Annotated in this window: 25 protein-coding genes; 9 read left to right on the plus strand and 16 right to left on the minus strand. The window is 62.0% G+C overall.

Annotated features, from left to right (window positions below):
- Positions 1 to 10: 10 nt before the first annotated feature.
- From AWB65_RS07840 to AWB65_RS07850, 3 genes are read right to left on the minus strand one after another with little or no spacing between them, the layout of a single operon-like run.
- Entirely contained in the window at positions 11 to 1,459 is a 1,449-nt protein-coding gene (locus AWB65_RS07840) for an efflux transporter outer membrane subunit (protein ID WP_087666617.1), read from the minus strand.
- Positions 1,456 to 2,679 (minus strand): efflux RND transporter periplasmic adaptor subunit, encoded by a 1,224-nt coding sequence (locus AWB65_RS07845; protein WP_087666618.1) that lies wholly within the window; start codon positions 2,677 to 2,679, stop codon positions 1,456 to 1,458. The genes AWB65_RS07840 and AWB65_RS07845 overlap by 4 nt, the downstream gene beginning before the upstream one ends.
- A gap of 30 nt (positions 2,680 to 2,709) precedes the next feature.
- On the minus strand, positions 2,710 to 5,886 hold the full coding sequence (locus AWB65_RS07850; protein ID WP_087666619.1) for an efflux RND transporter permease subunit: 3,177 nt from the start codon (positions 5,884 to 5,886) through the stop codon (positions 2,710 to 2,712).
- A 641-nt stretch (positions 5,887 to 6,527) separates the two neighbouring features.
- Between AWB65_RS07850 and AWB65_RS07855 the strand changes: the two genes are divergently transcribed.
- From AWB65_RS07855 to AWB65_RS07880, 6 genes are all read left to right on the plus strand, one after another.
- Complete coding sequence (locus tag AWB65_RS07855) at positions 6,528 to 7,562, plus strand: M14 family zinc carboxypeptidase (protein WP_087666800.1); 1,035 nt, start codon at positions 6,528 to 6,530, stop codon at positions 7,560 to 7,562.
- A complete protein-coding gene (locus tag AWB65_RS07860; RefSeq protein WP_087666620.1) occupies positions 7,559 to 8,320 on the plus strand; it encodes an alpha/beta fold hydrolase in 762 nt (253 codons plus the stop codon). Before AWB65_RS07855 ends, AWB65_RS07860 begins: the two co-directional genes overlap by 4 nt.
- A gap of 47 nt (positions 8,321 to 8,367) precedes the next feature.
- Positions 8,368 to 9,507, plus strand: a complete 1,140-nt coding sequence (locus AWB65_RS07865) for a patatin-like phospholipase family protein (RefSeq protein ID WP_087666801.1) — start codon at positions 8,368 to 8,370, stop codon at positions 9,505 to 9,507.
- A 30-nt stretch (positions 9,508 to 9,537) separates the two neighbouring features.
- Complete coding sequence (locus tag AWB65_RS07870; protein WP_125474082.1) at positions 9,538 to 9,945, plus strand: hypothetical protein; 408 nt, start codon at positions 9,538 to 9,540, stop codon at positions 9,943 to 9,945.
- A gap of 99 nt (positions 9,946 to 10,044) precedes the next feature.
- Positions 10,045 to 10,503 carry a GNAT family N-acetyltransferase gene (locus AWB65_RS07875; protein ID WP_087666622.1) on the plus strand — a complete coding sequence of 153 codons (459 nt, stop codon included), beginning with the start codon at positions 10,045 to 10,047 and terminating at the stop codon, positions 10,501 to 10,503.
- Positions 10,500 to 11,117: an FMN-dependent NADH-azoreductase gene (locus AWB65_RS07880; RefSeq protein WP_087666623.1), complete on the plus strand. Its 618-nt coding sequence runs from the start codon at positions 10,500 to 10,502 to the stop codon at positions 11,115 to 11,117. Before AWB65_RS07875 ends, AWB65_RS07880 begins: the two co-directional genes overlap by 4 nt.
- Here AWB65_RS07880 and pdxR read toward each other — a convergent pair.
- Positions 11,107 to 12,567 carry a MocR-like pyridoxine biosynthesis transcription factor PdxR gene (gene pdxR / locus AWB65_RS07885; protein ID WP_087666624.1) on the minus strand — a complete coding sequence of 487 codons (1,461 nt, stop codon included), beginning with the start codon at positions 12,565 to 12,567 and terminating at the stop codon, positions 11,107 to 11,109. The two genes, AWB65_RS07880 and pdxR, sit on opposite strands and share 11 nt — an antisense overlap.
- 111 nt (positions 12,568 to 12,678) lie before the next feature.
- On the opposite strand from pdxR, the gene AWB65_RS07890 reads away from it, so the two are divergent.
- Genes AWB65_RS07890 through AWB65_RS07900 form a run of 3 tightly spaced genes read left to right on the plus strand, consistent with a single transcriptional unit; the run spans position 12,679 to position 14,480 of the window.
- Complete coding sequence (locus AWB65_RS07890; protein ID WP_087666625.1) at positions 12,679 to 13,428, plus strand: SDR family oxidoreductase; 750 nt, start codon at positions 12,679 to 12,681, stop codon at positions 13,426 to 13,428.
- Between the two features lie 48 nt (positions 13,429 to 13,476).
- Positions 13,477 to 13,818: a GFA family protein gene (locus tag AWB65_RS07895; RefSeq protein ID WP_087666626.1), complete on the plus strand. Its 342-nt coding sequence runs from the start codon at positions 13,477 to 13,479 to the stop codon at positions 13,816 to 13,818.
- A gap of 17 nt (positions 13,819 to 13,835) precedes the next feature.
- On the plus strand, positions 13,836 to 14,480 hold the full coding sequence (locus AWB65_RS07900) for a VC0807 family protein (protein WP_087666627.1): 645 nt from the start codon (positions 13,836 to 13,838) through the stop codon (positions 14,478 to 14,480).
- Here the strand turns inward: AWB65_RS07900 and AWB65_RS07905 are convergent.
- From AWB65_RS07905 to AWB65_RS07960, 12 genes are all read right to left on the minus strand, one after another.
- Entirely contained in the window at positions 14,429 to 14,737 is a 309-nt protein-coding gene (locus AWB65_RS07905; RefSeq protein ID WP_087666628.1) for a gamma-butyrobetaine hydroxylase-like domain-containing protein, read from the minus strand. The genes AWB65_RS07900 and AWB65_RS07905 overlap by 52 nt on opposite strands.
- A complete protein-coding gene (locus tag AWB65_RS07910; RefSeq protein ID WP_087666629.1) occupies positions 14,734 to 15,729 on the minus strand; it encodes a HEAT repeat domain-containing protein in 996 nt (331 codons plus the stop codon). The genes AWB65_RS07905 and AWB65_RS07910 overlap by 4 nt, the downstream gene beginning before the upstream one ends.
- Before the next feature lie 28 nt (positions 15,730 to 15,757).
- On the minus strand, positions 15,758 to 16,003 hold the full coding sequence (locus tag AWB65_RS07915; protein ID WP_087666630.1) for a 4Fe-4S dicluster domain-containing protein: 246 nt from the start codon (positions 16,001 to 16,003) through the stop codon (positions 15,758 to 15,760).
- A 12-nt stretch (positions 16,004 to 16,015) separates the two neighbouring features.
- On the minus strand, positions 16,016 to 17,755 hold the full coding sequence (locus AWB65_RS07920; RefSeq protein WP_087666631.1) for a fumarate reductase/succinate dehydrogenase flavoprotein subunit: 1,740 nt from the start codon (positions 17,753 to 17,755) through the stop codon (positions 16,016 to 16,018).
- Positions 17,752 to 18,528, minus strand: coding sequence for a GntR family transcriptional regulator (locus tag AWB65_RS07925; protein ID WP_087666632.1), 777 nt, complete (start codon positions 18,526 to 18,528; stop codon positions 17,752 to 17,754). Before AWB65_RS07925 ends, AWB65_RS07920 begins: the two co-directional genes overlap by 4 nt.
- Positions 18,529 to 18,668: 140 nt before the next feature.
- Positions 18,669 to 19,670, minus strand: a complete 1,002-nt coding sequence (locus AWB65_RS07930; RefSeq protein ID WP_087666633.1) for a LysR substrate-binding domain-containing protein — start codon at positions 19,668 to 19,670, stop codon at positions 18,669 to 18,671.
- A gap of 137 nt (positions 19,671 to 19,807) precedes the next feature.
- Positions 19,808 to 20,572: a pyrroline-5-carboxylate reductase gene (locus AWB65_RS07935; protein WP_087666634.1), complete on the minus strand. Its 765-nt coding sequence runs from the start codon at positions 20,570 to 20,572 to the stop codon at positions 19,808 to 19,810.
- Between the two features lie 57 nt (positions 20,573 to 20,629).
- On the minus strand, positions 20,630 to 22,123 hold the full coding sequence (locus AWB65_RS07940) for an aldehyde dehydrogenase (protein ID WP_087666635.1): 1,494 nt from the start codon (positions 22,121 to 22,123) through the stop codon (positions 20,630 to 20,632).
- 18 nt (positions 22,124 to 22,141) lie between these two features.
- Entirely contained in the window at positions 22,142 to 23,473 is a 1,332-nt protein-coding gene (locus AWB65_RS07945; protein WP_087666636.1) for an NAD(P)/FAD-dependent oxidoreductase, read from the minus strand.
- A 5-nt stretch (positions 23,474 to 23,478) separates the two neighbouring features.
- A complete protein-coding gene (locus AWB65_RS07950; protein ID WP_087666637.1) occupies positions 23,479 to 24,369 on the minus strand; it encodes a dihydrodipicolinate synthase family protein in 891 nt (296 codons plus the stop codon).
- A 71-nt stretch (positions 24,370 to 24,440) separates the two neighbouring features.
- Positions 24,441 to 25,736: a serine hydroxymethyltransferase gene (locus tag AWB65_RS07955; protein WP_087666638.1), complete on the minus strand. Its 1,296-nt coding sequence runs from the start codon at positions 25,734 to 25,736 to the stop codon at positions 24,441 to 24,443.
- Between the two features lie 48 nt (positions 25,737 to 25,784).
- Positions 25,785 to 26,666, minus strand: a complete 882-nt coding sequence (locus tag AWB65_RS07960) for a glycine betaine ABC transporter substrate-binding protein (protein ID WP_087666639.1) — start codon at positions 26,664 to 26,666, stop codon at positions 25,785 to 25,787.
- Positions 26,667 to 26,670 lie beyond the last annotated feature (4 nt).

Raw genomic sequence — 26,670 nt, forward strand, 5'->3', positions numbered from 1 at the left:
GCATGCAGCGCTATTGCGGCGTGCGCGAAGTGACCTGTTCGATCGACACCGCATCCCAGCCACCGCCCAGCGCTTTGACGAGCGCCACCGAAAGATTCCACTGCTGCCCGCGAATCTGTACGTCCTGGCGTTCGCTTTGCAGCAGCGATTGCTGTGCGGTAATGACGTCGAGATACGCGACGAGTCCGCCCGAGTAGCGATCGTTCGCGAGCGACAGCAGGCGCTGCGAATCGGTCACGGCCGCGTGCGATTCCTTCGCGGCATCGTCGAGGACCGACAGTCCGACGATCCCGTCCTGCACCTGCTGAAACGCGTTGAGCACCGTCTGACGATAATTCGCCTCGGCAGCCTTATAGCCTTCGTTCGCGAAGTCGACGTCGGCCGCGCGCCGGCCGCCATCGAACACGACTTGCCCCACCGTCGTGCCGAGCATCCAGAGCAGGCTCGGCGCGCTCAGGAGATTCGCGAACTGCGTGCTCTCCCAGCCGATGCTGCCGTTGAGCGTGACGCTCGGGAAAAACGCCGCCTTCGCGACGCCGATCTGTGCGTTCGCCGCAGCCATCGCGCGCTCGGCCGATGCGATGTCGGGACGCCGTTGCAACACGTCGCTCGGGACGCCTAGCGGGATCGCGGGAACGGTGCTCGTGATCAGCTTGGGCTCGATCGAGAACTGCGGCGCGGGCACGCCGGTGAGCGCCGCGATCGCGTGCTCGAATTGCGCGCGCTGTGTGTGCAGCAAGCGCGCCTGCACGCGTGTGGAGTCGAGCAGCGACTGCTGTTGCAGCACGTCGAGACCCGATACCGCGCCCAGATCGTGCTGCGCGGTCACGTAATCGAGCGCCTTTTGCTGTAGCACCACAGATCGATCGAGCACGTCGATTTCGGCATCGAGTTCGCGCATCGAAAAGTAATCGGTGGCGAGGTCCGTGGTGAGGATGAGCCGCGCGTTGGCGAGATCATCGGCTGATTGTTCCGCCGATGCCGCCGCACCTTCGACCTGTCGACGGATACGGCCGAAGAGGTCCGTGTCGTAGTCGATCGCGGGCCCAAGCTGAGGGTCGTTCTGCACCGTCGAGTGGTTTGCCTGCGCATAGTTGGTGAGCGGCCGGTTGCTGGAGATCCGCGAACGCGACGCCTGCGCGTTAAGGTCGATCTCCGGCGCGCGCTGCGCCGCCGTGTTCGCGAGCGTGGCCTTCGCCTGCGCGTAATGCGCGCTCGCGGCGGCAAGGGTTTCGTTCTGCGCGAGTGCCTGCGCCATCAACGTGTCGAGCAACGGATCGTCGAAGCCGAGCCACCAGTCGGGCGCAAGCGGCGCATGCGACGGCTCCGCGAGGCGCCAGTACGAATCGGTCTTCCAGGCGGGCGGGGCGTCGGCGTGCGGACGGGCGTAATCGGGGCCGACCGTGCACGCTGACAGCAGTGCAGCGAAGAGCACGCCAAGAAACGATGCGTGCTTCATGATGCCCGCTTCCGGTTCGGCGCCGCAGCCGCGACGACGACTTGATCGCCATCCGCGATCGAATCGCTCGGATTGACGATGACCTTGTCCGTCGCGTCGATGCCGCTTTCGATTTCGAGCGACTGCCCGAGGTCCTGCGCAATCACGATCTTGTGCAGATGCACCAGACCGTTTGCATCGACGACGGCCACGCGCGGACCTTCCGCGCGAAAGAGCAGCGTGTTGCCGGGCACGAGCAGCCGTGCGCGCGCGGCCGACGGCAGCGCGACCTGCACATAGGCGCCAGGCCGCAGCTTGCCATCGGGATTGGGCAGCGTCACTTCGACTTGCAGCGAGCGCGTGGGCACGTCGATCGCGCCCGAGATGTGCGTGATCGTGCCGCGAAACTGCTCGCCGGGCAATTCCGCCTGCGTCACGACGACCTGCTGCCCGCTCGTCACGTTCTGCGCATATGCCTGCGGAAGCTGCACGTATACGCGCAACGGGTCCGATTGCGCCAGCGCGAAGAGCGCGCGGCTCGCGCCACTTCCCGCATCGATCAGATCGCCGACATCGACGTTGCGTTGCGTCACCACGCCTGCGAACGGCGCGACGATCCGCTTGAACGATTCGAGTTGCTTCAGACGCCGCACGTTGGCATCGGCCGCTGCGAGATTGGCGACGTCCTGGTTATACGTGCTCTGGCGTTCATCTAGCTCCTGCTGCGACACCGCATCGCGTCCGCGCAACTGCTGCCAGCGCGCGAGCGAACTCTTGGCAAGACCGAGACTCGAGTTCGTCTGGTCACGTTGAGCCACGGCTTGCGCGAGTTCCTGGTCGATCTCGGGCGTGTCGAGATCGGCGAGTAACTGACCCTGCTTCACGCGCGCGCCGATATCGACGTACCAGTGCAGCAGATAGCCGGTCGCGCGCGCGAAGATCGGCGACTCGACGAAGCCGCGCAACGTGCCGGGCAAAAGCGTCTCGCCGCCGCGATCGGTCTGCGTCGGCGTGACGATATTCACGTACTGTCGCGTGTTCTGCCGTGTGGTGGCGTCGATGGAACGGCTGTGCATGATGTCGACAACCACGGTTCGCACGGCGCCCAGCGAGAACAGAAAGAGCACGATCCATAGCGCAATCTTCGCGCGCTTCCACTCGACGTTGCGCGGCGGCAGCGCGGGACCTTCGCCGGGATCTCGCGCCGGTATCGCGAGCGATGCATGGGTTTTCTCGGTCATTTCAGTCGTTCAATCGAAAGGGATGTGGGCCTACGCATGTTCGCCATCGCCATTTGCATCGCGCGACGCGGCGCGACGCGCGAGGCGGCTGTGGATGCCGGCGAAGACGAGCGGCACGAAAAAGAGCGTCGATACGGTCGCGAACAGTAGCCCGCCGATCACCGCGCGGCCGAGCGGCGCGTTTTGTTCCGCGCCTTCACCGAGGCCGAGCGCCATTGGAATCATGCCGATGATCATCGCAAACGCGGTCATCAACACTGGCCGGATACGGCTCGCGCCCGCTTCGAGCGCGGCGGAGAGCGGCGGCACGCCGGCCGAGAGCCGCTGGCGAGCGAACGAGACCATCAAAATGCTGTTGGCGGTCGCGACGCCCATCGTCATGATGGCGCCGGTCAGCGCGGGCACGCTCAGGTGCGTGCCGGTGAGAAAGAGCATCCAGACGATGCCCGCGAGCGCCGCCGGCAAAGCGCTGACGATGATGAGCGGATCGACCCACGACTGGAAGTTCACGACGATCAGCAGATACACGAGCACGATCGCCATCGCGACTCCGACGCCCAGGCCGAAGAACGAACTGCGCATGGTCTGCACCTGGCCGCGCACGGTGATCTGGCTGCCGCGCGGCAGCGCTTTGCTGTACGCGCCGACGAGTTTGTCCACTTGCCGCGCCACACTGCCGAGGTCACGCCCCTCGACGCTCACGAACAGATCGATGACGGGCCGGATGTTGTAGTGCGTGACGACCGCGAACTCGGATTTCGGCTGCAGGCGCACGAGGTTGCCGAGCAGTTGCGGCTGGCCGCTCGCCGTACCCGAGACAGGCGTGCGCAGCAATTCGTCGATCGATCCGACCTGATACTGCGGCGTCTGGATCGCCAGCGTGTATTCAACACCATTCTTCGGATTGAGCCAGAACGCAGGCGCCGTCTGCGAACTGCCGGAGAGCGAAATGAGCACGTTCTGCGCGACGTTGGCCGCGCTCAGGTTGAGTTGCTGAAGCCGGGTGCGATCCATCTGGAGGCTGATCGTCGGCTCGTCGAGCTTTTGCTGGATGTGCGTATCGACCGTGCCCGGAATCATGCGCACCGCTTTCATCAGCTTGCTCGCGACTTCGAAATTGGCTTGCTGGTTCGCGCCGGAAATCTGCACGTCGATGGCGGCGGGCAGGCCGAAATTCAGGATCTGCGTGACGATGTCGGCGGGCTGAAAGAAGAACTCGACGCCCGGAAAGCGTTGTGGAAGAACCGCGCGCAGTTTGTCGATGTAGGTTTGCGTGGGCGCATGATCCTCGGTCAGCGCCAGTTGTATCTCGCCGTCGAGCGTACCGATCGTGCCCGCGTTGCTGTACGAGAGGTTGATGCCGCTATAGGGCAGGCCGAGGTTGTCGAGCACGGTGGCAAGCTGCGTCGCGGGCACGACGTCGCGCACCACCTTTTCCACTTCGTCGGCGAGGCGCGCAGTTTCCTCGATGCGCGTGCCGGTCGGCGCGCGCATGTGCAGACGGATGTCCCCCGCATCGACGCTCGGGAAGAAATCCTCACCGAGCACGAAGACGAGCCCCGACGTCAACAGGCAAAAGCCGAGGAAGAGTGTCCCGAAGAGACGGCGCCGCACGAGCAGACTGCTCAGAATGACGATGTAGCCCGCACGCATTTTTTCGAAGCCACGATCGAAGCGCTTGTAGAGACGTGTGAAAAGCCCTTGCTTCGCGTTCGCGTCGGGTTTATGGGCGTGGCCCATCAGCAGCATCGCGAGCGTCGGTACGAGCGTGCGCGAGAGCACGTAGGACGCGAGCATCGCGAACACGACCGCCTCCGCGAGCGGTACGAACAGATAGCGCGCGACGCCGGTGAGGAAGAACATCGGCACGAACACGATGCAGATGCAAAGCGTCGAGACGAGCGCGGGGACCGCGATCTCGCCCGCGCCTTCGAGAATCGCGTCGTGCAGGTTCGTACCCAAATGCAGATGCCGTTCGATATTCTCGATGGTCACCGTCGCGTCGTCCACGAGGATACCCACCGCGAGCGCAAGACCGCCGAGCGTCATGATGTTGATGGTCTGTCCGAGCGCATGCAGCGCAAGCAGCGACGACAAGATAGACAGTGGAATCGATACCGCGATGATGCAGGTGCTGCGCCAGTTGCCGAGAAAGAGCAGGATCATCGCAGCCGTCAGCGCGGCGGCGATCAGCGCTTCGCGCACCACCCCCTGTATCGACGCCTTCACGAACACCGACTGGTCGAAGAGCGGCGTGATGTTCAGATCAGGCGGCAACGCGGCGCGCGCACCCGGCAAGAGTCCGCGTAACGTGCTGACGATGGAAAGCGTCGAGGCGCTGCCGTTCTTCAAAATCGAAATCAGCACGCCGCGATGGCCGTCCTGGCGCACGATGTTGGTCTGCGGCGAGAACCCGTCGCGCACGTGCGCCACTTCGCGCAGGTATGTGGTCGCGCCGTTCACCGTGCGCACGGGAATGTCGTTTAGGCCCGCCACGGTCCCCGGTGAACCGTTCATGTCGATCGTGTATTCCTTAGGCCCGATCTTCGCGGTGCCGGTCGGCAGGATCAGGTTCTGCGTATTCACCGCGCTTACGACGTCGGACGGCGTCAGACCTTTTGCAAGCAGTGCGCGCGTGTCGAGATCGACGGAGATGAGGCGCGTCTTGCCGCCGTAAGGATAGGGCACGGCGGCGCCCGGGATCGTGATCAACTGCGGGCGCAGGAAGTTGAGCGCCGTGTCGTTGAGATCCTGCTCGGAGAGCTTCGGGCTCGAGAGACCCAACTGGATCACCGGAATGCTCGACGCCGAATAGCTGATCACGAGCGGCGGCGTGGCGCCCGCGGGCATCTGCTTCAACTGCGCCTGTTCGACCGCGACCGTTTGCGCGATGGCAGTCTGGATGTTCGCGGTGGGTTGCAGAAAGAGCTTGATGATCGCGATGCCGGGCAGCGACTGCGATTCGATGTGCTCGATGTCGTTCACGGTCGTCGTCAGGCTGCGCTCGTTGACGGAAGTGATGCGGTTTGCGATGTCCTCCGACGAGAGACCCGTGTAATTCCAGATGATGCTCACGACCGGGATGTTGATATCGGGGAGGACATCGACGGGCGTCGTCAGCAACACGAAGGGTGTCGCCAGCAGGATCAGGATGGCCATCACGATGAACGTGTATGGCCGCTTGAGCGCAACGTTGACTATCCACATTGAGAGCTTGGGGCGAAAGATCGGCGATCAGCGGGGTTGGACGGAGAGCGCACCGCGGCAGTGGCCGGGCATGCGTCGGAGGATTCACGGATGGTAGAACGCGAGCCCCAACGCCTACCCGACGCCAAAATGGCAGAACGGTCAGAAAAGCGACATGGGGCTTACAAACAAATGAACGATGCTTCGAGGTCCGCGTTATATAAACTTTTAGTCAAGTAACACGAGTAGGCGAAGCGTCATGCCATCGAAAGACATTGCAGCAATCGTATGAATGATTGAAATATGCGGCTGTTGCTTCAGAGACCCCGGCGTCGATCCGTGCACACACTTCGAAGATCGACTTGTTGCAGATCGGTATGATTGGTTTCCGTCGTATTGTGTAGGATCGCTACGAATCAATGAAATGAGGCCACTAGCCGCGCCCTTTGGCAAACTGTAACAGAGGGAAGAGCGCTACTCAGGGTGCGAAGAGCGGAACAACTCGATTGCCCTTCTCACGTACGGCCGAAGTCGCGCCATAAATGCGCCGCACAGTTCGTCATCCCCGATGCACCCTATACTCATTCCCTGGGCAGCGCGAAAAGCGAAAGAATCGTCATCCACGCGCCGTCAATAAACACCCAAACAAAAGGGGCGTGGTCATGAGCACGTTGCGCGTTGCCTCGCACAGCTTTGCGGAACTAGACGATCTCAATGCAGTCCTTGCCGCCGGCCGCGCCTGGTTCGAAAGCCGCACCGTAGGCGAAGTTCGAACCGGCTCGCACGCTTTTCCCATCCTCGCCGCGACCATCGGTTCGACCGACAGAACAGCGCCCGCCATCGGCTTCTTCGGCGGCGTGCACGGGCTTGAACGCATCGGCACGCAACTCATCCTCGACTACATGCGCGCGCTGCTACGCCGCCTCGAATGGGACGACCTTCTGAGCGAGCAGTTGCGTTCGATCCGGCTCGTCTTCATGCCGATCGTGAATCCGGGGGGCATGTGGGCGCGCACGCGCTCGAACCCGAACGGCGTCGACCTGATGCGCAACGCGCCGCAAAGCGCCGAAGGGCGCGTGCCGTTTCTCGCCGGCGGCCAGCGCATTGGACCGTGGCTGCCGTGGTATCGCGGGAGCGGCGTCGGGTCGATGGAAGTGGAGAGTGCAGCGCTCCTGTCGGTCGTCGAGGATGAACTGATGTCGCGCCCCTTAAGCTTCGCGCTCGATTGTCATTCGGGTTTCGGCTGGGACGACAGCATCTGGTTCCCCTACGCGCGCACCGATCGACAGATGCCGCATCTCGCCGAGATGTTCCTGCTGAAGACGATGTTCGAACAATCGTGTCCGCATCACGGCTACGCGTTCGAGCCGCAAAGCCATCAGTACCTGCTGCACGGCGATCTCTGGGACTGCGCGTACGATCGGTCGCGCGCGCCGAACATCTTCCTGCCGATGACGCTCGAACTCGGCTCGTGGCGCTGGATCAGGAAGAACCCGATGCAGCTATTCTCGCGACTCGGCATCTATAACCCGATCAAGGCGCATCGCACGCGGCGCGTGCTGCGCCGGCATCCGAACTTCTTCGACTTCCTGACGCGCGCGGCGTTTTCGTCGCATCGATGGTTGCCGCGCGGAGAATTCCGGCAGCAGGTGACACAGCGGGCCATCGAGCATTGGTGGCCCAAAACCACGCCATGAGCGAATGGATACTGCTGCGTGGCCTCACGCGCGAGGCGCGTCACTGGGGCGCGTTTCCCGAGCGTTTTCGCATGGAGCTCGGCGATGCGCACGGCGTCACGCTGATCGATCTGCCCGGCATTGGAGCCGAGCGCGCGTTGCTTGATGTTGCAGGCATGGCGGCCTTCGTGCGCGACCGTGCGATCGCGATGGGCCTTGCGAAACCATATCGGCTGCTGGCGATGTCGCTCGGTGCGATGGTCGCGACGGAGTGGGCGGCGCGGCATCCCGAAGAGATCGACCGGCTCGTGCTCATCAACACGAGCATGCGGCCGTTCGCGCGGAGTGCCGAGCGGTTGCGTCCGGCTGCGTTGCCCGCGTTGGCGCGAATTGCGGCAGCGTGGAATCGCCCGCAACAATGCGAGGCGATCATTCATCGGCTGACGTGCCATCGTCGCGATACCGCCGCCGCAGATATCGCCGAATGGACCGCGATTCGTGCGTGTTCGCCGGTGAGCGCGGCAAGCGCCTGGCGCCAGTTGTGGGCAGCCGCGCGCTTTCGCGCGCCGCACGCGCCGCCGCGATGTCTCACGCTGCTGCTGTCGTCGGCGGCGGACGGGCTCGTCGATCCCGTGTGTTCGGCGAGGATCGCAACGCGATGGGGCGCGACGCATGCGGAGCATTCGTGGGCCGGACACGATCTTCCGCACGACGATCCTGCGTGGACTTGCGGGCGGATCGGCGAGTGGCTGCGTTCGGTCGATACATCGAGTACGTAGTGTCCGCAACGTGGCAAAATCAGCGGCAATCGTCCGGGAGACAGATCATGGGCAGCGAGACGCACGGCGAACACCACGCTCACGCAGACATTCCCGGCCAGATCGTCCTCGTCCTGCAGGGCGGCGGCGCGCTCGGCGCTTACCAGGCCGGCGTCTATCAGGCGTTGCACGACGGCCAAGTCGACCCCGATTGGGTGATCGGCACGTCGATCGGCGCAATCAACGGCGCAATCATCGCCGGCAATCCGCCGGAGAGCCGCATCGAACGGTTGACGCAGTTCTGGAACGGCGTGGCGCGACGTGGCTTCGATGCGGCAAGCTGGTTGCCGGGACTCGCGAACTGGTCGCGCGATCTGGCGATCATCACGCAAGGCGTGCCGTCTTTCTTCACGCCGCGGCTCGCGTCCTGGGCGGGCATTCAGACGCCCGTGGGGCCGGAGCGGGCTGCGTTCTATTCGACGGGGCCGCTGCGCGAAACCTTGTCGAGGCTCGTCGATTTTGATTACCTCAATCGCAAATCGACGCGTCTCACGGTCGGCACGGTCCACGTTCGCAGCGGACGCATGCGCTATTTCACCAATCGCGACGCACCGATGGACGTCGATCACGTGATGGCTTCGGCGGCTTTCCCGCCGGGTTTTCCATCGGTACGGCTGGAAGGCGAGTCGTACTGGGACGGCGGCATCTATTCGAATACGCCGCTCGAAGCCGTGCTCGACGACCGGCCACGCAGCAGCTCGGTGATCTTTGCGGTGCAACTGTGGCCGTCGAGCGGTCCGGAGCCGGAGTCCATCATGCAGGTCATGAGCCGGCAGCGCGACATTCAGTATTCGAGTCGCGCGGAAAGTCATCTGGATCGACAAAAACAGATTCATCGGCTGCGGCACGTGATTCGCGAACTCAGCCGGTACATCCCTGAAGAAGAACGCAATGCGCCCGAGGTTCAGGAGCTTCTTGGGTACGGCTGCGGCACGACGATGCAGGTACTGGAACTCGATGCACCCGCATTCAACAATGACGACTTGAACCGCGATATCGATTTTTCGTCGAGTGGGATCCAACGTCGATGGCATGCGGGTTATGAAGACACGACGCGCTTGCTGGCGTTGGCACCCTGGCGGGAAAAGCTCGATCCTATGGATGGCGTTACGGTGTTTCGAATGGCCTCGAAGGAAGGGCAGGGATAGCGACAACGTCAACGCTACACGGAGGCAATGATGCGTTCTCGTTCCAGGACATCGAAGGCGACTACTGGCCTGCTGACAGCAGCTCTGGTCCTTCCGATGCAAGCCTCTTACGCTGCCGATTGGGCCATGCTGGCGAAGTCCAATGAATCGCTCGTCTATTTCGATCTCTCGACATATCGACGAACCGGAACGGTCCGGACCGGCTGGACCCGCGAGACGTTCTTTCGCCCGGTGACCATTCCAGGCACGCGAAAGCGCGGCGATATGCGCGACGTCCGGTTTGTCATCGACTGCTCGACGGGAAGCAAGTCGGATGGCGAGACCAACTTCTATCTGCAAGGCGTCTGGCTCGACCATGGCTGGGGAACGCCGGACGTGTTCAATGTTCCGCCGAATGGCAGTGTGGATCAATTGCTCGTGACGAAGCTTTGTCGATAGGGCGCCGGAATTCTTGTCCTAGTCGTTTTACTTCTTCTTGGCTCTGCCGTGCAGGACATATGAAGCATATCGTCTGCTCATGCCCTACGGAGAAAGCGCATGAACACATCGATCATGCTTAAGGAACTCGATACACCGGACGACTGGACGCGCGCGTTCGACGTCATGAAGCAACTGCGGCCGCATCTCACTGACGCCGCCGCGTTCATTGCGCAAGTGCGGCGGCAACGCGAAGAGGGCTATCGTCTGCTCGCCGCGTGCGAGGGCGACGCCATCCTCGGTCTCGCAGGCTATCGCACGCAGACCAACCTGATTTACGGACTCTTCGTCTACGTCGACGATCTGGTTGTCGACGCGAATCTGCAAAGATCAGGCATTGGTGCGCAATTGCTCGAAGCCGTCCGCCAGATCGCGCGCGATGTGCACTGCGCTCACTTCGTGCTCGATACAGGCCTGCACATGGCGCTCGCGCAACGTTTCTACTATCGCAACGGCTTGCTCGCGAGAGGCATGCACTTCGTCGAACCGCTCAATAAAGCCACGGAAGCCGCACGATGAAAATCCTCTTTCTCAACGCAAGCCCGCACGGCGACATGAGTCACGGATACCGCCTCGCCACTGAGATGATCGACACATTGCGCAAGAACTCGCCTGCCGAAGTCGTCGTGCGCGACCTGGCCGCGCACGCGCTGCCGCCAATTGCGCGTGACTACGCGCGCGCCGTCACGTCGCGCTCACCGGACACACGCGCGTTTGACCTCTCCGAACAATTGATCCGCGAGATCGAAACGACGGACGTGCTCATCGTCAATACGCCGATGCACAACTTTACCGTGCCCGCCGCGCTCAAGTTGTGGATCGACTACGTGCTGCGCATTCATCGCACGTTTGCATCGACCGCTGAGGGCAAGGTCGGCTTAATGCGAGACCGGCCGGCGTTCGTGATCGTCGGATCGGGCGGATTTCATAGTGGCGAGCGCGCCCGTCAGCCGGATTTCCTCACGCCGTATGTGCGCTTCGCATTAGGCTCCATCGGCATACGTAACGTCCATTTTCTCCTGCTTGAGGGACTCGTGATGGGCGACGAAACGATCGGACGGGCACTGACGGTCGCACGCGAAAGCGTCGCACGTCATGCGCTTTTCGCGCTGGACGCGGCGCTCAACCCTTAAGTGCGTTTTGAAGCAATCGTGCGAGACGCGTGGCTGCAGCGGAATCAGCGACGTTGGCGAATCCGAGCACGAGCCCGCGCAAGGAGCGCTTTGTGCGTCCGCCCAAGTACCATGCCGACAGTGCCAGCACCGCGAGTCCTGCCTCGCGCGCGCGGGCGGCCACGGCGAAGTCATCGACGGGGGCATTGAAGAGCATGACCAGATGCATGCCGCCCGGAGGCAGATCGACGCGGATGGTGTCGCGCAACACATGCATGAGCGCTTGCGCCAGCAGCGTGCGTCGCTCTGAGTAGAGCGTTCTCATACGCTTGAGATGCCGCGCGAAATGTCCTTGCGCAATGAAATCCGCCACCGCTGCCTGCAACAGGTGGGGCGGCCCGGCGTTCATGCCTTTCGTGATCTGCTCGAAGCGTGCGATGGCGCGACCGGGCGCGACGATGTACGAAAGCCGCAGTCCCGGAAACATCACCTTGCTGAACGTGCCGCAATAGATCACGCGATCGTCGCGATCGAGGCTCTTCAACGCGGGCAGCGGACGCCCCGCGTAACGGAACTCGCTGTCGTAATCGTCCTCGACGATCCAGCTTCCCGCGCGCGTTGCCCAGTCGAGCAACATGATGCGTCGCGGCAATGACAACGTGACACCGAGCGGGCTTTGATGCGCCGGCGTCACGAAAGCAAAGCGCGCGTTCGGTTCGAGCGTCTCGCCTTGAGCGACATCGAGTCCTTCCTGATCGATCGGCACGGGCACGAGCCGCAATCCGGCTTCGACCAGAAAGTTGCGCGCGAGCAGATAGCCGGGTTCTTCGTACCAGGCGCTGTCGTCCGGTTTCGCGAGGCTGCGCAGCACGAGTTCGAGCGCCGCGCGATAGCCATTGGTCACGAACACCTGCTCCGGCTCGCAATCGACGCCGCGCGACAAGCCAAGATAAGTCGCGATGCGCTCGCGCAGCGGCCGATAACCCGCGGGATCGGGATACGTCAACGACGCGATATCGCCGCTGCGGGCGCGGTACGCGACGAGCCGGCTCCATACCTTGCGTGGAAAGGCATCGAGTGCGGGAAGACCAGGGCGTAACAGCGTAGCATCGTTGTCGGGGACCGCGTTGCGCGATGATTGCGAATCGCGTGGCGCCGACAGCGCGCGCTCTCGCTTTTTGCGCGCTGCCGCAAGCGTCACGGACGGCGGCAACGACGGCGAAACGTACGTGCCCGCCGCACCGCGCATCTGCAGATAACCTTCGTCGACGAGGATGTTGTAGGCCATCTCGACCGTACCGCGCGCCGTATTCAGCTGCATCGCCAGTCCGCGCAGGGCCGGCACGCGATCGCCGGGGCGCAAGTGACCCGCAGCGATTGCCGCTTTGAAGCGTTCGCTTATTTGCAGGTAGATCGGCACCGCCTCGTTACGGTCGATCTCGATGCTCAACTGATGTTCGCGTGCGGGCATGGTTGCTCGATGGCCTAGTGCAATCGACGATTCTTGTCCCTTCTTGCTGCGCCAAGATTCGCACACAATGCAGTCGGCAGCAACACTCAACTTGCACACATGAGGTGAATCATGAAGATCGTTGTTATCGGTGGGTCGGGCCTGATCGGCGCGAAGACTGTCGCCATCCTGCGCGCGAAGGGTCATGAAGCAGTGGCTGCATCGCCGCGCAGCGGAGTAAATGCGGTCACGGGCGAAGGGCTGGCGCAGGCGCTCGAAGGGGCACAGGTGGTCATCGATGTGTCAAATGCGCCTTCGTGGGCGCCCGACGACGTCATGGCGTTCTTTCGCGACTCGACGCTCAATCTCACGAAGGCCGAGGCGCATGCGGGCGTCCGGCATCATGTGGCGCTGTCGGTGGTCGGCACGGATCGCATGCCGGACAACGGCTACTTCCGCGCGAAGGTCGAACAGGAGAAGCTGATCGCGGCGTCGGGCGTGCCGTATTCGATCGTCCGTGCGACGCAGTTCATGGAGTTTCTCGGAGGCATCGCCGATGCGGGCATGATCGACGGCAAGCCTCATCTTTCGCCGCATCAGTTTCAGCCGATCGCAGCGGATGACGTCGCGGCGATCGTGGCGGATGTCGCGCTCGGTGCGCCGCTTGATCGCGTGACCGATATCGCCGGTCCGGAGCGCGCTCCGATGAACGAAATCATCGGACGATATCTCAAGGCGACGGAAGATGCGCGCGAGATCGTAGCGGACAAGGACGCGAGCTACTTCGGTGGCACGATCGATGAGCTTTCGCTGGTGCCTCTCGGCGAGGCCCGTCTGGGGCAAGTGGCGCTGGAGGACTGGCTGCGACGCGCGAAGACGTGACGCAAGGATTAACATGGAACTTCGCGCAAAGACGAAGAGCCTCCGCCGATGATAGAAGCCTCCTGCCATTGCGGCGCCATCCGCTTCACCGTCGAAGCGGCACCCACGGAGGTGAACGACTGCGGCTGCTCCATTTGTCGCCGCTACGGGACGCTCTGGGCCTACTATGAACCGAACGAAGTGCGGTTCGCGGCCGAGAGCGGCCCTACCGACGTCTACATGTGGGGTGAGCGCCGTCTCGAGCTTCATCGGTGCCGCACGTGTGGCTGCGTCACTCACTGGCGCGCCCGTGACCCGAACTCGACGCGCATGGGCGTCAACGCGCGGATGATGCCGCCGGAGGTCGCGGCGTCCGCCGTCATGCTGCGAAACGGTTTGCCGATTCGCTAGAGCGGTCCGGGCGCATCGTGACGATTCCCTCGATCCGCTATCTGCTCGCGTTCTTCGTCAACGTGTTGCTGCCGGCTGCTGCATACAGGATCGCATCCACACGTTTTGGACCCGCTGGCGCACTCATCGCATCGGCGTTGCCGCTGATCGGATGGATGTGCTTCGACTTCAAGCGCTTTCGGCACTTTGACGCGCTCAGTGCGGTCGTGCTTGCCGGAGTCGGCATGTCGCTGCTCGTGCTGGCGTCAAGTCCGGCGCGATGGCTGACCATGGCGCGTGAGCCGCTGGTGAGCGGTGTCATAGGCGTTCTCTTTCTGTTATCGCTTCTGCTTGAGCGGCCGCTGATCTATTATCTCGCGCGTTCGACGCTGTCACGCGAACAGCGAGGCCGCGAACTCGAATTCGATGCCACATGGCGTACGCAACCAGCGCTCGTGCGGTCGATCCGGTTCATGACTGCCGTGTGGGGTGTCGGGCTCGTCGCCGAAAACCTCGCGCGGCTTTGGCTGACTTACAGCTTGAACGATCACGATGCACAACAAGCGTCTACCTGGGTCAGATACGCGTTTTATGGCGGGCTGACGCTCTGGACTATCTTCTACCGACGAAACTACATCAAAAGGCGGGTGGGCCCGTCGACGAGCGCAAGTTCATCGAAGTAGCGCCATGGGAAGATGCCGCGCGCATGTTGATCGCTGAAGACGAGTTGCACGCCATAGCCCATCGGCTCGGCATGCGTGATGAAAACACCCTCGACCACAGGAACCTTGGCGCCATCGATGCGAAGGCGCCTGCACTGCGCGCAAGGGCACTCGCGGCGTAGCGTCGCATAGGAAATGCGTTGCGGCGCCTTATCGGCCCACACCAGACTCAAGGTGCCCGCGCGATGATCAAGTTCGATCCGGTCAGGCGTCGTCATGCATTCTCGCTTTCGATCTGCTGAAGCGCGATGCGCACGGCTTTGCGCACATCGGGATCGCGGTCATCGAGTGCCGCGCGCAGCGGTGCGACGACTGAGCGATCGCCCAGTTCCCCCAGTGCGAGCGCCGCTTCCTTCCTCAGATTGCTGATCGAGTGCGTGAGCAGCTTGGCGAGCGGCGCGCTCGCCTTGGCGTCGCCGATTCTGCCGAGCGCACGAGCCGAGCGCAATCTGACCTGCCAGTAGGCATCGTCGAGCGAGGTGATCAGTTCGTCGCGTGCATCAGGTGCGCGCAGCTTGCCGAGTGTCGTCGCAGCTTCTTCGCGCACCTGCCAGGCGTCGTCGTGCAACGCGCCGAGCAACGCGTTCACCGCCCCGGAAGAATCCGCCGATGCGAATCCCAGCGCCCCTGCAGCGGCACGCCTCACGTCCGGGTCCGGATCGGCACTCGCGAGCGACGCCAGCGAATCGAGCGCCCCCGGTTCCTTCAGCCAGCCGAGCACACCAACCGCTTCGCGCCGCACGGCCGCACTCGTGTGGACGAGCGCCTGCGTGGCTACATCGAATGCGCCGGGGTAGCGAAGCTCACGCAACGCGCGCAACGCAGACGCCTTGACGAACGCATCCGCGTGTCCAGCCCAGCGCGTGAGCACCGCGCCAGAAGCGGCGTCCTTCAGTTCCGAGAGACTTTGCGCAGCGGTGTTGCGTACGTCTGCGTCGGCGTCGAGCAAAGCACCGCCGAGCGCTTCCACAACGTCCGTTCGTTCCCAAGACGCAAGCACTTGCGCAGCCTCGCGACGCACGTCGGCGGCAGGGTCCTGCTGTAACGCGTCGATGACCGGTTGCAGCGAGCCTTCATCTTCGAGATCGGCGAGATCGAGGAGCGCGATGCGACGCACGGCCGGATCGGCGTCGGTGAGACGCGGGAGCAGAGCTGCGGCCTCTGGAGCGAGCGTGTCCGGGTCGTAGAGAAGGCGAAGGGTATCAGTCATGGATGGCTTGGGTTGGGGCAACGGCTTGTCAGCGGAGCAGATAGGGAATATCTACCTTCACGGCGCCTGTCGGGCAATCCTGTTCGCAGGGCATGCAATACCAGCATTCGTCGAACTGCATGTAAGCCTTGCCCTTGCTCATGTCGATGGCGAGCAGGTCCATCGGGCACACATCGACGCACACGGTGCAGCCTTTGTCGGCAATGCATTTGTCCTCGTCGACGGTAACGGGTGCGTTGCTGCGATGAAAGATCTCATGCGGGGTGAATGACATGTCGGTTCCTCGTTACGCGGGTACGGTCATGAGTGGACGCCCGCCGATGCGCAGCTTCTGATAGGCATTGTCGTCGCGTGGATCGGCGGCGATAACGTAGGGCTCGACCGCGCGCTTCTCGCTTGTCATGCGGCCGTGCTCGTCGCGTCGAAGATGCGTGTGGCAGAACCACTCGGCGTCGTCGCGAAGCGGATAATCGACGCGATGGTGATACAGACCCCAACGGCTCTCCGTGCGAAAAAGCGAGGCACGTGCCGCCATTTCCGCGCAATCGCGAATGACGCTGACCTCGGCCGCACGCATCAGCTCGTGCGGATTCGCAGCCTTGATCTCGCTGATGTCTTCGGCTATCTCCTCGAAGCGTTGCAAGCCGATCTCCATCTTGCGTGTGACCTTCGGCGGTTGCAGATAGTCGTTCACCATGCGGCGCAGCTTGTACTCGACCTGCGCGGATGCCAGCCCTGTTTCGCGCTCTAGCGGTTCGAAAACGCGGCGGCGCTCGGCTTCGACCTGCTCTTCATCGACCGGCGCAAGTTCGCGGCCCGCTACGTAGTCGGCCGCGTTGTGTCCGGCGAACCATCCGTATGTGAATGCGCCAAGCATGTAGTTATGAGGCACGGCTGCCATGTCGCCGGCGGCGTAGAGTCCGGGGACGGTCGTCTCCGCGCGCTCGTTCACGTACACGCCTGATGCGCTGTGTCCGCTGCAAAAGCCAATCTCCGAGATGTGCATTTCCACCATCTGCTGTCGATAGTCGGTGCCGCGTCCGGCGTGGAAGCGGCCGCGGCTCGGGCGTTCGTTCGTGTGCAGAATCTCTTCGATGTTTTGGATCGTTTCTTCCGCCAGGTGATCGAGCTTGAGAAACACGGGGCCGTTGCCGCTTTGCAGTTCCTGGTAGAACTCCCACATCATCTGGCCGCTCCAGTAGTCGCATTCGATGAAGCGCTCGCCCTTGCCATTCGCCGTAAAGCCGCCCAGCGGTCCGGTGACATAGGCGCATGCGGGACCGTTGTAATCCTTGATGAGCGGATTGACCTGGAAGCATTCGAGGTTGGCGAGTGCTGCGCCTGCGTGGTAGGCCATCGCATAGCCATCGCCAGCGTTGGTCGGATTCTCGTAGGTGCCCATCAGGTAGCCCGACGCGGGCAGTCCGAGGCGGCCGGCCGCGCCGCAACTCAGGATGACGGCCTTGGCGCGGACGACGTAAAAGTCAGCGGTGCGGCAGTCGAAGCCAAGCACACCGCAGACACGTCCTGTTGAATCCTTGAGAAGGCGCGTCGCAACCATGCGATTCGTGATCGACACACGCGCACGTTTGAGTTGCCTGTACAGCACCTTCTTGATGCTGTGGCCTTCGGGCATCGGCAGCACGTAAGAGCCCATGTGATGCACTTTCTTGACCGCGTAGTCGCCAGTGCTGTCCTTCTCGAACTTCACGCCCCAGCGGTCGAGTTCCTCGATCGTCGTAAAGCTGTGCTTTGCGTAGGCATACACGGCCGCCTGATCGACGATTCCGTCATTGGCGGCCGTGATCTCGCGCACATATTGCTCCGGTGTCGCATGGCCGGGGATCACCGCGTTGTTGAGCCCGTCCATACCCATCGAAATCGCGCCGCTGCGCTTCACGTTGGCCTTTTCCAGCAGCAAGATCCTGAGCGACGGATCGCGCTCCTTGGATTTTACCGCTGCCATCGGGCCTGCTGTGCCACCGCCCACCACGACGATGTCGTATTCGAGAACATGCGTTTTCATTGCTTATTCCTCGCGTTTCTGCGTGCTGTTTCCCGGTCGATGCGCAAGCGGTATTGAAACGCATCGCCTCGAAAATAGAGGTATTCGAAATCTATTGGCTTGCCGTCTGCGTCGTGCGTGAGCCGCTCGATACGCAACACGGGGCTGCCCTCATCGACGCGCAGCGCCTTCGCGGTGTCTTCGTCGGCGAGGATCGCATCGATCGAAACGTCCGCGTGGCCGAGCGGCACGGCGCAATCGTTTTCGAGGATCAGAAAGATGTCGCGTGTTTCCAGGTCCGCGCTCGCGACGCGCTTGCCGAGCGCCTCGGGCAACCAGGTTGTTTCGAGTGATACGGGCTCGCGGTTGAGCAATCTCACACGATGGATTTCGGCGACGCGCGAACCTTCCGGCACGTCGAGCCGCACCGCGACTTGCCGGCCCGCCTTCACGAAGCGCACGCTCTGAAGCTGATTGACGATCTCGTGGCCCATCGACGACATCGCTTCCGAAAACCCTTGCAGCGACGTGACGTTCTGAAAGGCTTTGGGCTTGGAAACGAACGTGCCTTTGCCGTGCAGCTTAAAGAGCAGGCCTTCTTTCTGAAGATCGCCGAGCGCCTGTCGGACGGTGATTCGGCTCACGTCGAACATCGCGCACAGTTCGTATTCGGACGGCATCTGACTGTGTGGCGCATACGTTCCATCGAGGATGCGCGCGCGCAGCGCGTCCTTGATCTGCGCGTAGAGCGGCAAGGGCGATAAAACTAGAAGGGTGGCGGCTGGCCTGGACATGGGTCCCACTTGTTATGACAAGATGGGACGAGTGTAGACACGGAGGCGTGTCTGCCAAACGAAGTTTTTATGCTATCGATTTTCGTTGTTGGCACATACGTCGTATTGGAGAAATCGACGCATCAACGGAAGCGCAAAAACTACTGTGCGACGCGCGCCTCAGCCTTCGGCCACTCTTTCATCATCTCGTCGACTTCCTCGCCGATCCATTCCCGGAACTGGATATATTCCGGCCGATGTCTCGCGTTCTTGTGCGTAATCAGATGATGATAACGATCATGGAAAACGAGCGAATCCTGCACAGGTCGAACGAGCACACCCTCGCTGATCTGACGATGAACAAGATGGTGCCAGCCAAGGATTGTCCCTTCACCCGCCTCCGCCATGGAAACGAGCAAGCGATAGTCGTTAGTTTCGAAAGGTTCGCCGAACGCGTTTCTTTCCGAGCCATCGCTTTGCTGAAACCAGTTGCGCCACACACGCCAGTCCACGTGTTCGCAAACCTGCGCACGACCCAAAAGAGAAAGATGCAGCGTCGGTTGCTTGAGAAGGTCGAGCGGCTTTAAAGCCTTGCCTCGAAAGTGACTGTCAAAGAACGCCTTGCTGCACACCGGATACACGACGTCATGAAACAGCGGTTCGACTTCATACTCCAGCTCGCGCGGCGGATTCTTGGTGATAATGAGATCGGGTTGCATGAGCTCATCCAGTTCCATGAAGTGCTCGGTGACCGTCACGTTGAGTTTGATGTCGGGGAAGCGCTTCCGGAAACGCGGCAAACGCGCTGACAGCCAAAGCGCGGAAAACGTATGGGACACACAAAGCCTCAACGCGTTCTTGTCCGAACGACGCACGACCTCGGCCGCCTCCGCGATGTTCATGATAGACAGATACGACGCGTTATAAAGGATGCGGCCCGCGTCAGTGAGCGCAATGTGCCGTCCCGTTCGCTCAAACAGGGCGACATCGAGCGCATCTTCGAGTTCCTTGATTTGCCGGCTGATGGCAGCCTGAGTAACGCAAAGAACCTCCGCAGCTTGCGTAAAACTCTCGTAACGTGCCGCCGTCACGAAGCATTTCAAAGCACGCAGCGACGGCATTTGCGCCAGGAGCCTGTCGGCAAACAGTTGCTTCTTCTGCATGGTCCTCACCTTATTTGCGGACGAACTCGAGAGACCGCGCGACCAGCGGACAGGCGGGCTTCCGATAGCCCGGGACAAGGTACTTTATCTCGGAATATCTGTGATTATCGGTCTGACAATAATAAATGGCTGTACGCTTATCCTTCTATACGTTTCAAGACGTTATCCAGTGCTGTTTCGTAGCGTGCATACACGCCTTCGCGCAAGAGTTCGTTATGAAGCTGTTCGTTGATCCCGCCTGGCGTCATGGACATGTGCGTCAAGGCAGAGAAGGAATGCTCCCTTTCGGCCGTGTCATTGACAAGACCGACCGAGTAAGCCGACAGATAGGTCCGCGCCGACCCGTAGTCGATGCCTTGCCTGACCAGCCATGCAGCCTGAGTTTCGAGCACCGCATAGAAGCTCGCCATCGTCGCCGTAACGGCTGAGATGGCATCGAACTTCCTTTCGTCATCGACATCGACTGCGGCGCCCACGAGGGAAAAAATCTGGCTCGCTATTTCATCGCGCGGGCAGAGCGCGGTGCTTCCCTTGGCAGCGGCGACGGCCGGCAGCGGTATGGCTCGGACAACCGCCTTGACCTCTCCGACCATCCGCTGCACCTCTGCAATCGAGACGCCAGCGAGAAAGCTGATGACGTGATGTCGTGGCGTGAACCGGAGATCGCCGAGCACCTCTCCGGCGATTTGCGGCACGACCGCGAGGCAGGCGATGTCACAGCGATCGAGCACCTCCTGATTCGATCCGCAAACGGAAATCCGCGAGTCGAGTGCAGCCAGGCTCGCGGCGATTTCGGCATTGCGTGGTGACAGAGAGATGCTCTCGAACGGCGCACCGACGCGAAGCAATCCTTTGACGATTGCCTGAGTGATCGTTCCTGTTCCAATGAAGCCTAGTCGCATGGTATTTGTAGGTTCAATGACACCGCGCTTGCTCGCGCGGCGCCAGGGGTTTGGGCTTCAGTCGAGTTTCAGCCAGGTTGTTTTCAGCTCGCAATACTGGTCGTGCGCATAGACGGACTTGTCTCGACCGCCGAATCCAGATTGCTTGAAGCCGCCAAACGGTGTCGACAGATCGCCTTCGCCGAAGCAGTTCACCGTTACCGTCCCTGCGCGGATTCTCGCCGCGACCTTATGCGCGTGGTTGACGTTGTCGGTCCACAGCGAAGCAGCGAGGCCGTAGCACGTATCGTTGGCAATCTGCACCGCTTCGTCGATGTCCTTGTATTCGATCACGCAGAGCACCGGCCCGAACACTTCGTCTCGCGCGATGCTCATGTCGGGCGTGACGTTATCGAAGATCGTCGGCTCGACGTACCAGCCGCCGCTCTCGACGAGAACCGCGTTGCCGCCGGCCGCAAGCCGCGCGCCTTCGGCCTTGGCCTTCTCGATGTGCCCGAGAACCTTCTCGTAATGCTGCTGCTCGATGAGGGCGCCCAGCTTGACATCGGGGTCCAGCGGGTCGCCGGTTTTCCAGCCTTCGAGCACGGTCTTGATCTTCGCAAGCAGCGCGTCCTTCTGGTCCGCATGCACCAGGAGGCGAGAACCCGCGCTGCAGTTCTCACCCATGTTCCAGAACGCCGCCGCGACCGCCTGCTCCGCGACGGCATCGAGATTCGCGACGTCGGGAAGCACGACTTGCGGATTCTTGCCACCGCATTCGAGAATGACGCGCTTGAGATTCGTGTCGGCGGAATAGCGCAGGAAGCGCTTGCCCGTTTCGGTCGAACCGGTGAACGCGATGAGATCGACGTCGGGGTGAAGGCCGAGCGCCTGTCCCGCCTTTTCTCCGGTTCCCGTCACCACGCTGAACACGCCTGCCGGCACGCCGGCTTCCAAAGCGAGGTCGGCGATACGCAGTGTCGCAAGCGACGTTTGCTCGGCGGGCTTCACGATGACGCTGTTGCCGACCGACAAAGCCGGCCCGATCTTCCAAGCGAGCATCAGCGCAGGAAAATTCCACGGCAAGACAGCGCCGACAACACCGATAGCCTCGCGCGTAATCATGCTGACGACGTTTGCCCCCGATGGCGATAGCGCGTCATAGCGCTTGTCGGTCACTTCGGCATGCCAGCGGATACAGGCAGCCGATTCGGGAATGTCCAGTCCCAGGCACTCCGAGATCGGCTTGCCTGCTTCGAGTGCTTCGAGCACGGCGAGTTCGTCGGTATGCTCTTCGATCAACTGCGCGAGCTTTAGAAGCACGGCCTTGCGTTGGGCCGGAGCCGCCTTCGACCATACGCCGGATTCGAACGCGTCTCTCGCTGCGACTACCGCGCGGTCCACGTCCTTTTCGTCGCAATAGGCCACGTCGGCGAGCGTCTTTCCACTCGCCGGATTCAACGTGGGGAATGTCTCGCCCGAGGCCGACGGACAGCGGGCACCGCCAATGAAGGCTCGTCCGTCGAGCGATAGTGCAGCAGCCTTTTGCTTCCATTCGTTAAGCGTCGTCATATGCGTTTCCTTAAGCGATTAAAGTTCGGCGCCAGCCGAAAGCTCCTTGACCCATATGGCGGCTGTTACCGCGACATCCGCGATCGGTCGCATGGGCAAGGGGCGCGGTGTGGGTTGCTTCAGGAGCTGTTGAACCATCTCGTTGTTCATGCCCAGCGCGTATTCGGCAATCACTTTTCCAGAAGCCGATCCTCTGCTAAGCCCCAAGCCATTGCAGCCGATCGCCTGATACAGGCCATCGTCCCTTCTGCCGAAGAGCGTGCCGCTATTGGCCGACAGGCAAAGCGCGCCGCCCCATGTGTATTCGAGTTCGACGTCTTTCAGCATCGGGAAACGTCGATCGAACGACCGTTGATGCAGATGCTTCGCTTTGCGCAAATCCGACTCCGATACCTCCAGCCCCGGCCGGAATGCAAAGTGATTGCGAATGCAGATGCGATCCGTGCCCAGCCGCCTGACGGTGGTTCCCATGGGGTCTGCCGGAATCAGCGCCCACGAGTTGATGCCGCCAAGCGCCTTGACTTCGTCGGGCGTCATGACACGAGTCAACGATGCGAACGTGTACACGGGCAACAACCCGTTCGGATGATCACCGAACGTTGCCGCGTAGGCGTTCGTGCAAAGAATCACCTTGCCGGCGGTAATCTTTCCGTTAGCGAAGGAGAGGACTTCGCCAGCCGCCGTGTGCTCGAGCCGCGACACAGGACTGAGCTCGAAGACTTCAACGTTCGACGGCATCGTGCTCGCCAGTCCGCGCATGAGCGCAGCGGGTTGCACCGTGCTGCAGCCGGGCGTGAAGATCGCACCGTGATAGAACGAAGTCCCCGTAACCTTGGCGATGGCGGCCTCGTCGAGCCACTCGAATCTTTCGTCGATACGCCGCAAGCCGCTTGCGAAGTGCTCAAGCGCTTCCTTGCCGCGCTTGTTGACCGATGCGTGATACTTGCCGTCGTCGCGCCAGTCGCAAGCGATTCCCTCTGCGCGCACGATGGACCTGACGTAACCGATGCCGTGCCGCTGCATCTGTATGTCGGCCTTGTCGGCATCGACGCTTCTCGAATAGCTTTCGCTGCTGATGTCATGCGGCAAGTCGACGAAGAAACCTGAATTGCGCCCCGCAGTCGAACGGCCGATGCGATCCGCCTCGACGATCGCGATGCTCGCCTGTGGCGCGAGCTCGCCCAGTCGTCGAGCGGCACACAGTCCTGTGATTCCACCGCCGACCACCACAAAATCAAATTGCCGCTCGCCACGCATCGAATGCGCGGCTGAAGGCGGTGACAGGGTCTCCCACCAGCCATTGACTCCATCGGCAGCGGGAAGCCGGGCGAATTCGAGTTTCGAGGCCATGCAAATCAGCGTCCCTTGCGGAGCAGCGGTTCGACGAGCTTCGCGAAATCGCGGCGCTCAGTGTCGGTGAGCGTGCCGAGCGGCGCGCGGGCATCGCCGACGCGCGTGCCTGCCAGCTCGCATCCATAGCGCACATACTGGATGAACTTGCCGCTCCGTTCGAGCAACTCGAGTACGGGGAGCAGCGCCGTCATCAACTCGCGGCCCGCGACAAAATCGCCGCGCTTGACGCACGCTTCGAGCAACTCGACGTGCACTTCGGGCAGGAAATTCGCCGCGCCTGCGACCCAGCTTCGGGCGCCCCAGACGAAGAATTCGAGCGCCTGGTCGTCCATGCCGCAACTGAGAACAAGCTTGCTCTTGAAATGGGTCGCGAGATGATGCAGGTGCGCGATATCGCCGGTGCTCTCTTTCATCGCGACGAAGTTGGGGCGTTCAAGCAGTTCCTCGAGCACGCGGTCGCTGATGTCGGTGCCTGTGCGCGCCGGGAAGTTGTACAGCATGATCGGCATGTCGAGACTGTCGTCGACTGCGAGCATGTGCTGCAGCAGTTCGTCCTGCGTGGGCTGCGCGTAGTAGGGCGCGGCGAGCAGCAGTGCGTCGAGGCCGGCCTTCTTCGCTTCCTGTCCGAGGCGCAGCACTTCACGCGTCGTCGTGGCGTTGATGCCTGCGGTCAGGAGCGTCTTGCCGCCCGCGGCCTGCGCGACGGAATGGAACGTGGCCACGCGTTCGTCGAAACTGAGCGCGTAGTACTCGCCCGTCGTGCCGCCGACGCCGAGACCGGACAGACCCCGACCAGCGAGATCTACCGCGTGCTTGCCGAGTAGCTCATGGTCGATCTCGCCGTCGGCTTTGAACGGGGTGACCAAGGGTGCATGTACGCCTTCGAAGCTCATTGAATCCTCTGCTTGGTTTGGACCTCACCGCGTGTGCGGTGCGGTAAGGTTGAAAGTGATGATCGCCCGCGTCAGAGCAGGGCTTCTGCATTCGAGTAGATGGGGAACCGGTTGCACAGGTCGCGAACGCGGCTTCGCACCGAACGCTCGACCAGTTCGTCGCCTTCGGGCTGCTTTTCCAGCGCGGAGAGAATCTCCAGAATCAGCGCGCCGATCTCCTCGAACTGCTGGACGCCGAAGCCGCGCGTCGTTCCTGCGGGCGTGCCGAGGCGAATGCCTGACGTGACGGTCGGGCTCTCGGTATCGAACGGAATGCCGTTCTTGTTGCACGTGATCCCCGCACGTTCGAGCGCTTTCTCCACGCGTGTCCCGGTCAGGCCTTTAGGACGAAGATCGACGAGAAGCAGATGGTTGTCGGTGCCGCCGGTGACGAGGTTCACGCCACCGAGCTTCAGCACTTCGCCCAGTGCCTTCGCGTTTTGCAGGACGTGGTCGATGTACGTCGTGAACTCTGGACGCAAGGCTTCGCCGAACGCGACCGCCTTGCCCGCGATGACATGCATCAGCGGACCGCCCTGCAGGCCGGGGAATACGGCGGAGTTGATCTTCTTCGCGACATCGGCGTTGTTCGTCAGGATGAAGCCGCCTCGCGGACCACGCAGTGTCTTGTGCGTGGTCGAGGTCACCACGTCCGCGAACCGCACGGGGTTTTCGTGCCGGCCGGCCGCGACGATGCCCGCGATGTGCGCCATATCCACCATCAACAGTGCGCCGACGCTGTCCGCGATCTGGCGGAAGCGCGCGAAGTCGAGTGCGCGCGGATAAGCCGAATAGCCCGCGATGATCAGCTTCGGCCGATGTTCATCGGCAAGCTTCTGGACTTCGTCGTAGTCGATGCGAAGCGTCTCGCGGTCCACGCCGTACTGCACAGCGTTGAACCACTTGCCGGACATCGCGGGACGCGCGCCGTGAGTCAGGTGGCCGCCGGCGTCCAGCGACATGCCGAGGACCGTATCGCCCGGCTTGAGCAGCGCGAGCATCACCGCGCCGTTTGCTTGTGCGCCGGAGTGCGGCTGCACGTTGGCGTATTCGCATTCGAAGAGCGCCTTGACGCGGTCCAGCGCCAGCGCTTCGATGCGATCGACGTGCTCGCATCCGCCGTAATAGCGCTTGGACGGATAGCCCTCGGCGTACTTGTTCGTCAGCACCGTGCCTTGCGCTTCCATCACTGCGGCGGACACGATGTTCTCGGAAGCGATCAACTCGATCTGGGACTGCTGGCGACGCAGTTCCAGCGCGATTTCCGAGGAGATGACCGGGTCGCGGTCCTGCAGGGTCTCTGAGAAAAATCGAACGTTATCGTTCACAGACATACTCCGTTTTAGTCAGTCGGGCAGGGTGCACCTGCTCACATGTCATTGCGCGAGCCACGCCTTCAGCTTGTCGGGATGGGCCTCGACGAACTTCTTCGCTGCCGTCGCGTAATCGTTGGTGCTGTTGCCCTCGAGTTCAATAGCCTCGACGTCGGCGAGCGTCAGCTTGAAATGCTTCATGAAGACATTGGCACGCGGGAACTTGGTGGCGAACTGCTTCGAGCCGAACGCGTGAATCTGTTCTTCGCCGCCGAGTGCGCCCTTCGGGTCCTTCAGGTAACGCATCGGCCATTTCTGGAAGAGCCAGTGCGGGCTCCAGACAGTCGCAACGATCCATTGCTTGGACTGCGCCGCCCGCGATACCGAGGCGAGCATGCCCGCTTCGCTCGACGATTGCAGCTTGTAGCCCGCGAGGTCGTATTCCTTGATGGCTTTCTCCGATGCCTGCATGAGACCGCCGCCCGGCTCGATGCCTTGAATCGTGCTGTTCAGCTTGCTCTTGACGTCCGGCTTGTTGAGATCGGCAATCGACGAGAGCTCCGACTCGGGGATATAGCTCGGGACCGCCCAGCCGTTCTTGCCGCCGGTATAAATGACGGAGACGTCATCCATATCGTTCTTGTAGCGCGAGTAGTACGTGCCGTGGGTCACCGGAAGCCAGCCCCCGACCATGAGGTCCAGGTCCCCGCGCGCGACGCCCTGATACTGGATGCCGATGTCCGCCTGAACGAACTGAACCGGTTGCTGGAGCTTCGTTTCGAGCACGTACTTCACGACGTTCGCAACGGCGAGCACGTCCGCCCAGTTGGTCGTTGCAATCTTCACGGGCTCGGCTGCCGCCACGCCGCCCGCATGTAGCCCGACCGCGCAAAATGCCGTTGCAGTGAGCTTCGCAAGGTACGACTTGAGCATTCCAGTTTTCATCTGA

Origin of the sequence: Caballeronia humi (assembly GCF_001544475.1) — a bacterium.
Taxonomy (GTDB): Bacteria; Pseudomonadota; Gammaproteobacteria; order Burkholderiales; family Burkholderiaceae; genus Caballeronia; species Caballeronia humi.

Excerpts from the sequence above, each read along its gene's own strand:
- AWB65_RS07860 (WP_087666620.1), top strand. The coding sequence starts at position 7,559 with ATGAGCGAATGGATACTGCTGCGTGGCCTCACGCGCGAGGCGCGTCAC.
- AWB65_RS07870 (WP_125474082.1), top strand. The coding sequence starts at position 9,538 with ATGCGTTCTCGTTCCAGGACATCGAAGGCGACTACTGGCCTGCTGACA.
- AWB65_RS07930 (WP_087666633.1), bottom strand. The coding sequence starts at position 19,670 with ATGCAGAAGAAGCAACTGTTTGCCGACAGGCTCCTGGCGCAAATGCCG.
- AWB65_RS07945 (WP_087666636.1), bottom strand. The coding sequence starts at position 23,473 with ATGGCCTCGAAACTCGAATTCGCCCGGCTTCCCGCTGCCGATGGAGTC.
- AWB65_RS07840 (WP_087666617.1), bottom strand. The coding sequence starts at position 1,459 with ATGAAGCACGCATCGTTTCTTGGCGTGCTCTTCGCTGCACTGCTGTCA.
- AWB65_RS07905 (WP_087666628.1), bottom strand. The coding sequence starts at position 14,737 with ATGACGACGCCTGACCGGATCGAACTTGATCATCGCGCGGGCACCTTG.
- AWB65_RS07880 (WP_087666623.1), top strand. The coding sequence starts at position 10,500 with ATGAAAATCCTCTTTCTCAACGCAAGCCCGCACGGCGACATGAGTCAC.
- AWB65_RS07960 (WP_087666639.1), bottom strand. The coding sequence starts at position 26,666 with ATGAAAACTGGAATGCTCAAGTCGTACCTTGCGAAGCTCACTGCAACG.
- AWB65_RS07910 (WP_087666629.1), bottom strand. The coding sequence starts at position 15,729 with ATGACTGATACCCTTCGCCTTCTCTACGACCCGGACACGCTCGCTCCA.
- AWB65_RS07950 (WP_087666637.1), bottom strand. The coding sequence starts at position 24,369 with ATGAGCTTCGAAGGCGTACATGCACCCTTGGTCACCCCGTTCAAAGCC.
- AWB65_RS07890 (WP_087666625.1), top strand. The coding sequence starts at position 12,679 with ATGAAGATCGTTGTTATCGGTGGGTCGGGCCTGATCGGCGCGAAGACT.
- AWB65_RS07845 (WP_087666618.1), bottom strand. The coding sequence starts at position 2,679 with ATGACCGAGAAAACCCATGCATCGCTCGCGATACCGGCGCGAGATCCC.
- AWB65_RS07935 (WP_087666634.1), bottom strand. The coding sequence starts at position 20,572 with ATGCGACTAGGCTTCATTGGAACAGGAACGATCACTCAGGCAATCGTC.
- AWB65_RS07850 (WP_087666619.1), bottom strand. The coding sequence starts at position 5,886 with ATGTGGATAGTCAACGTTGCGCTCAAGCGGCCATACACGTTCATCGTG.
- AWB65_RS07875 (WP_087666622.1), top strand. The coding sequence starts at position 10,045 with ATGAACACATCGATCATGCTTAAGGAACTCGATACACCGGACGACTGG.
- AWB65_RS07865 (WP_087666801.1), top strand. The coding sequence starts at position 8,368 with ATGGGCAGCGAGACGCACGGCGAACACCACGCTCACGCAGACATTCCC.
- AWB65_RS07855 (WP_087666800.1), top strand. The coding sequence starts at position 6,528 with ATGAGCACGTTGCGCGTTGCCTCGCACAGCTTTGCGGAACTAGACGAT.
- AWB65_RS07940 (WP_087666635.1), bottom strand. The coding sequence starts at position 22,123 with ATGACGACGCTTAACGAATGGAAGCAAAAGGCTGCTGCACTATCGCTC.
- AWB65_RS07895 (WP_087666626.1), top strand. The coding sequence starts at position 13,477 with ATGATAGAAGCCTCCTGCCATTGCGGCGCCATCCGCTTCACCGTCGAA.
- AWB65_RS07915 (WP_087666630.1), bottom strand. The coding sequence starts at position 16,003 with ATGTCATTCACCCCGCATGAGATCTTTCATCGCAGCAACGCACCCGTT.
- pdxR (WP_087666624.1), bottom strand. The coding sequence starts at position 12,567 with ATGCCCGCACGCGAACATCAGTTGAGCATCGAGATCGACCGTAACGAG.
- AWB65_RS07920 (WP_087666631.1), bottom strand. The coding sequence starts at position 17,755 with ATGAAAACGCATGTTCTCGAATACGACATCGTCGTGGTGGGCGGTGGC.
- AWB65_RS07925 (WP_087666632.1), bottom strand. The coding sequence starts at position 18,528 with ATGTCCAGGCCAGCCGCCACCCTTCTAGTTTTATCGCCCTTGCCGCTC.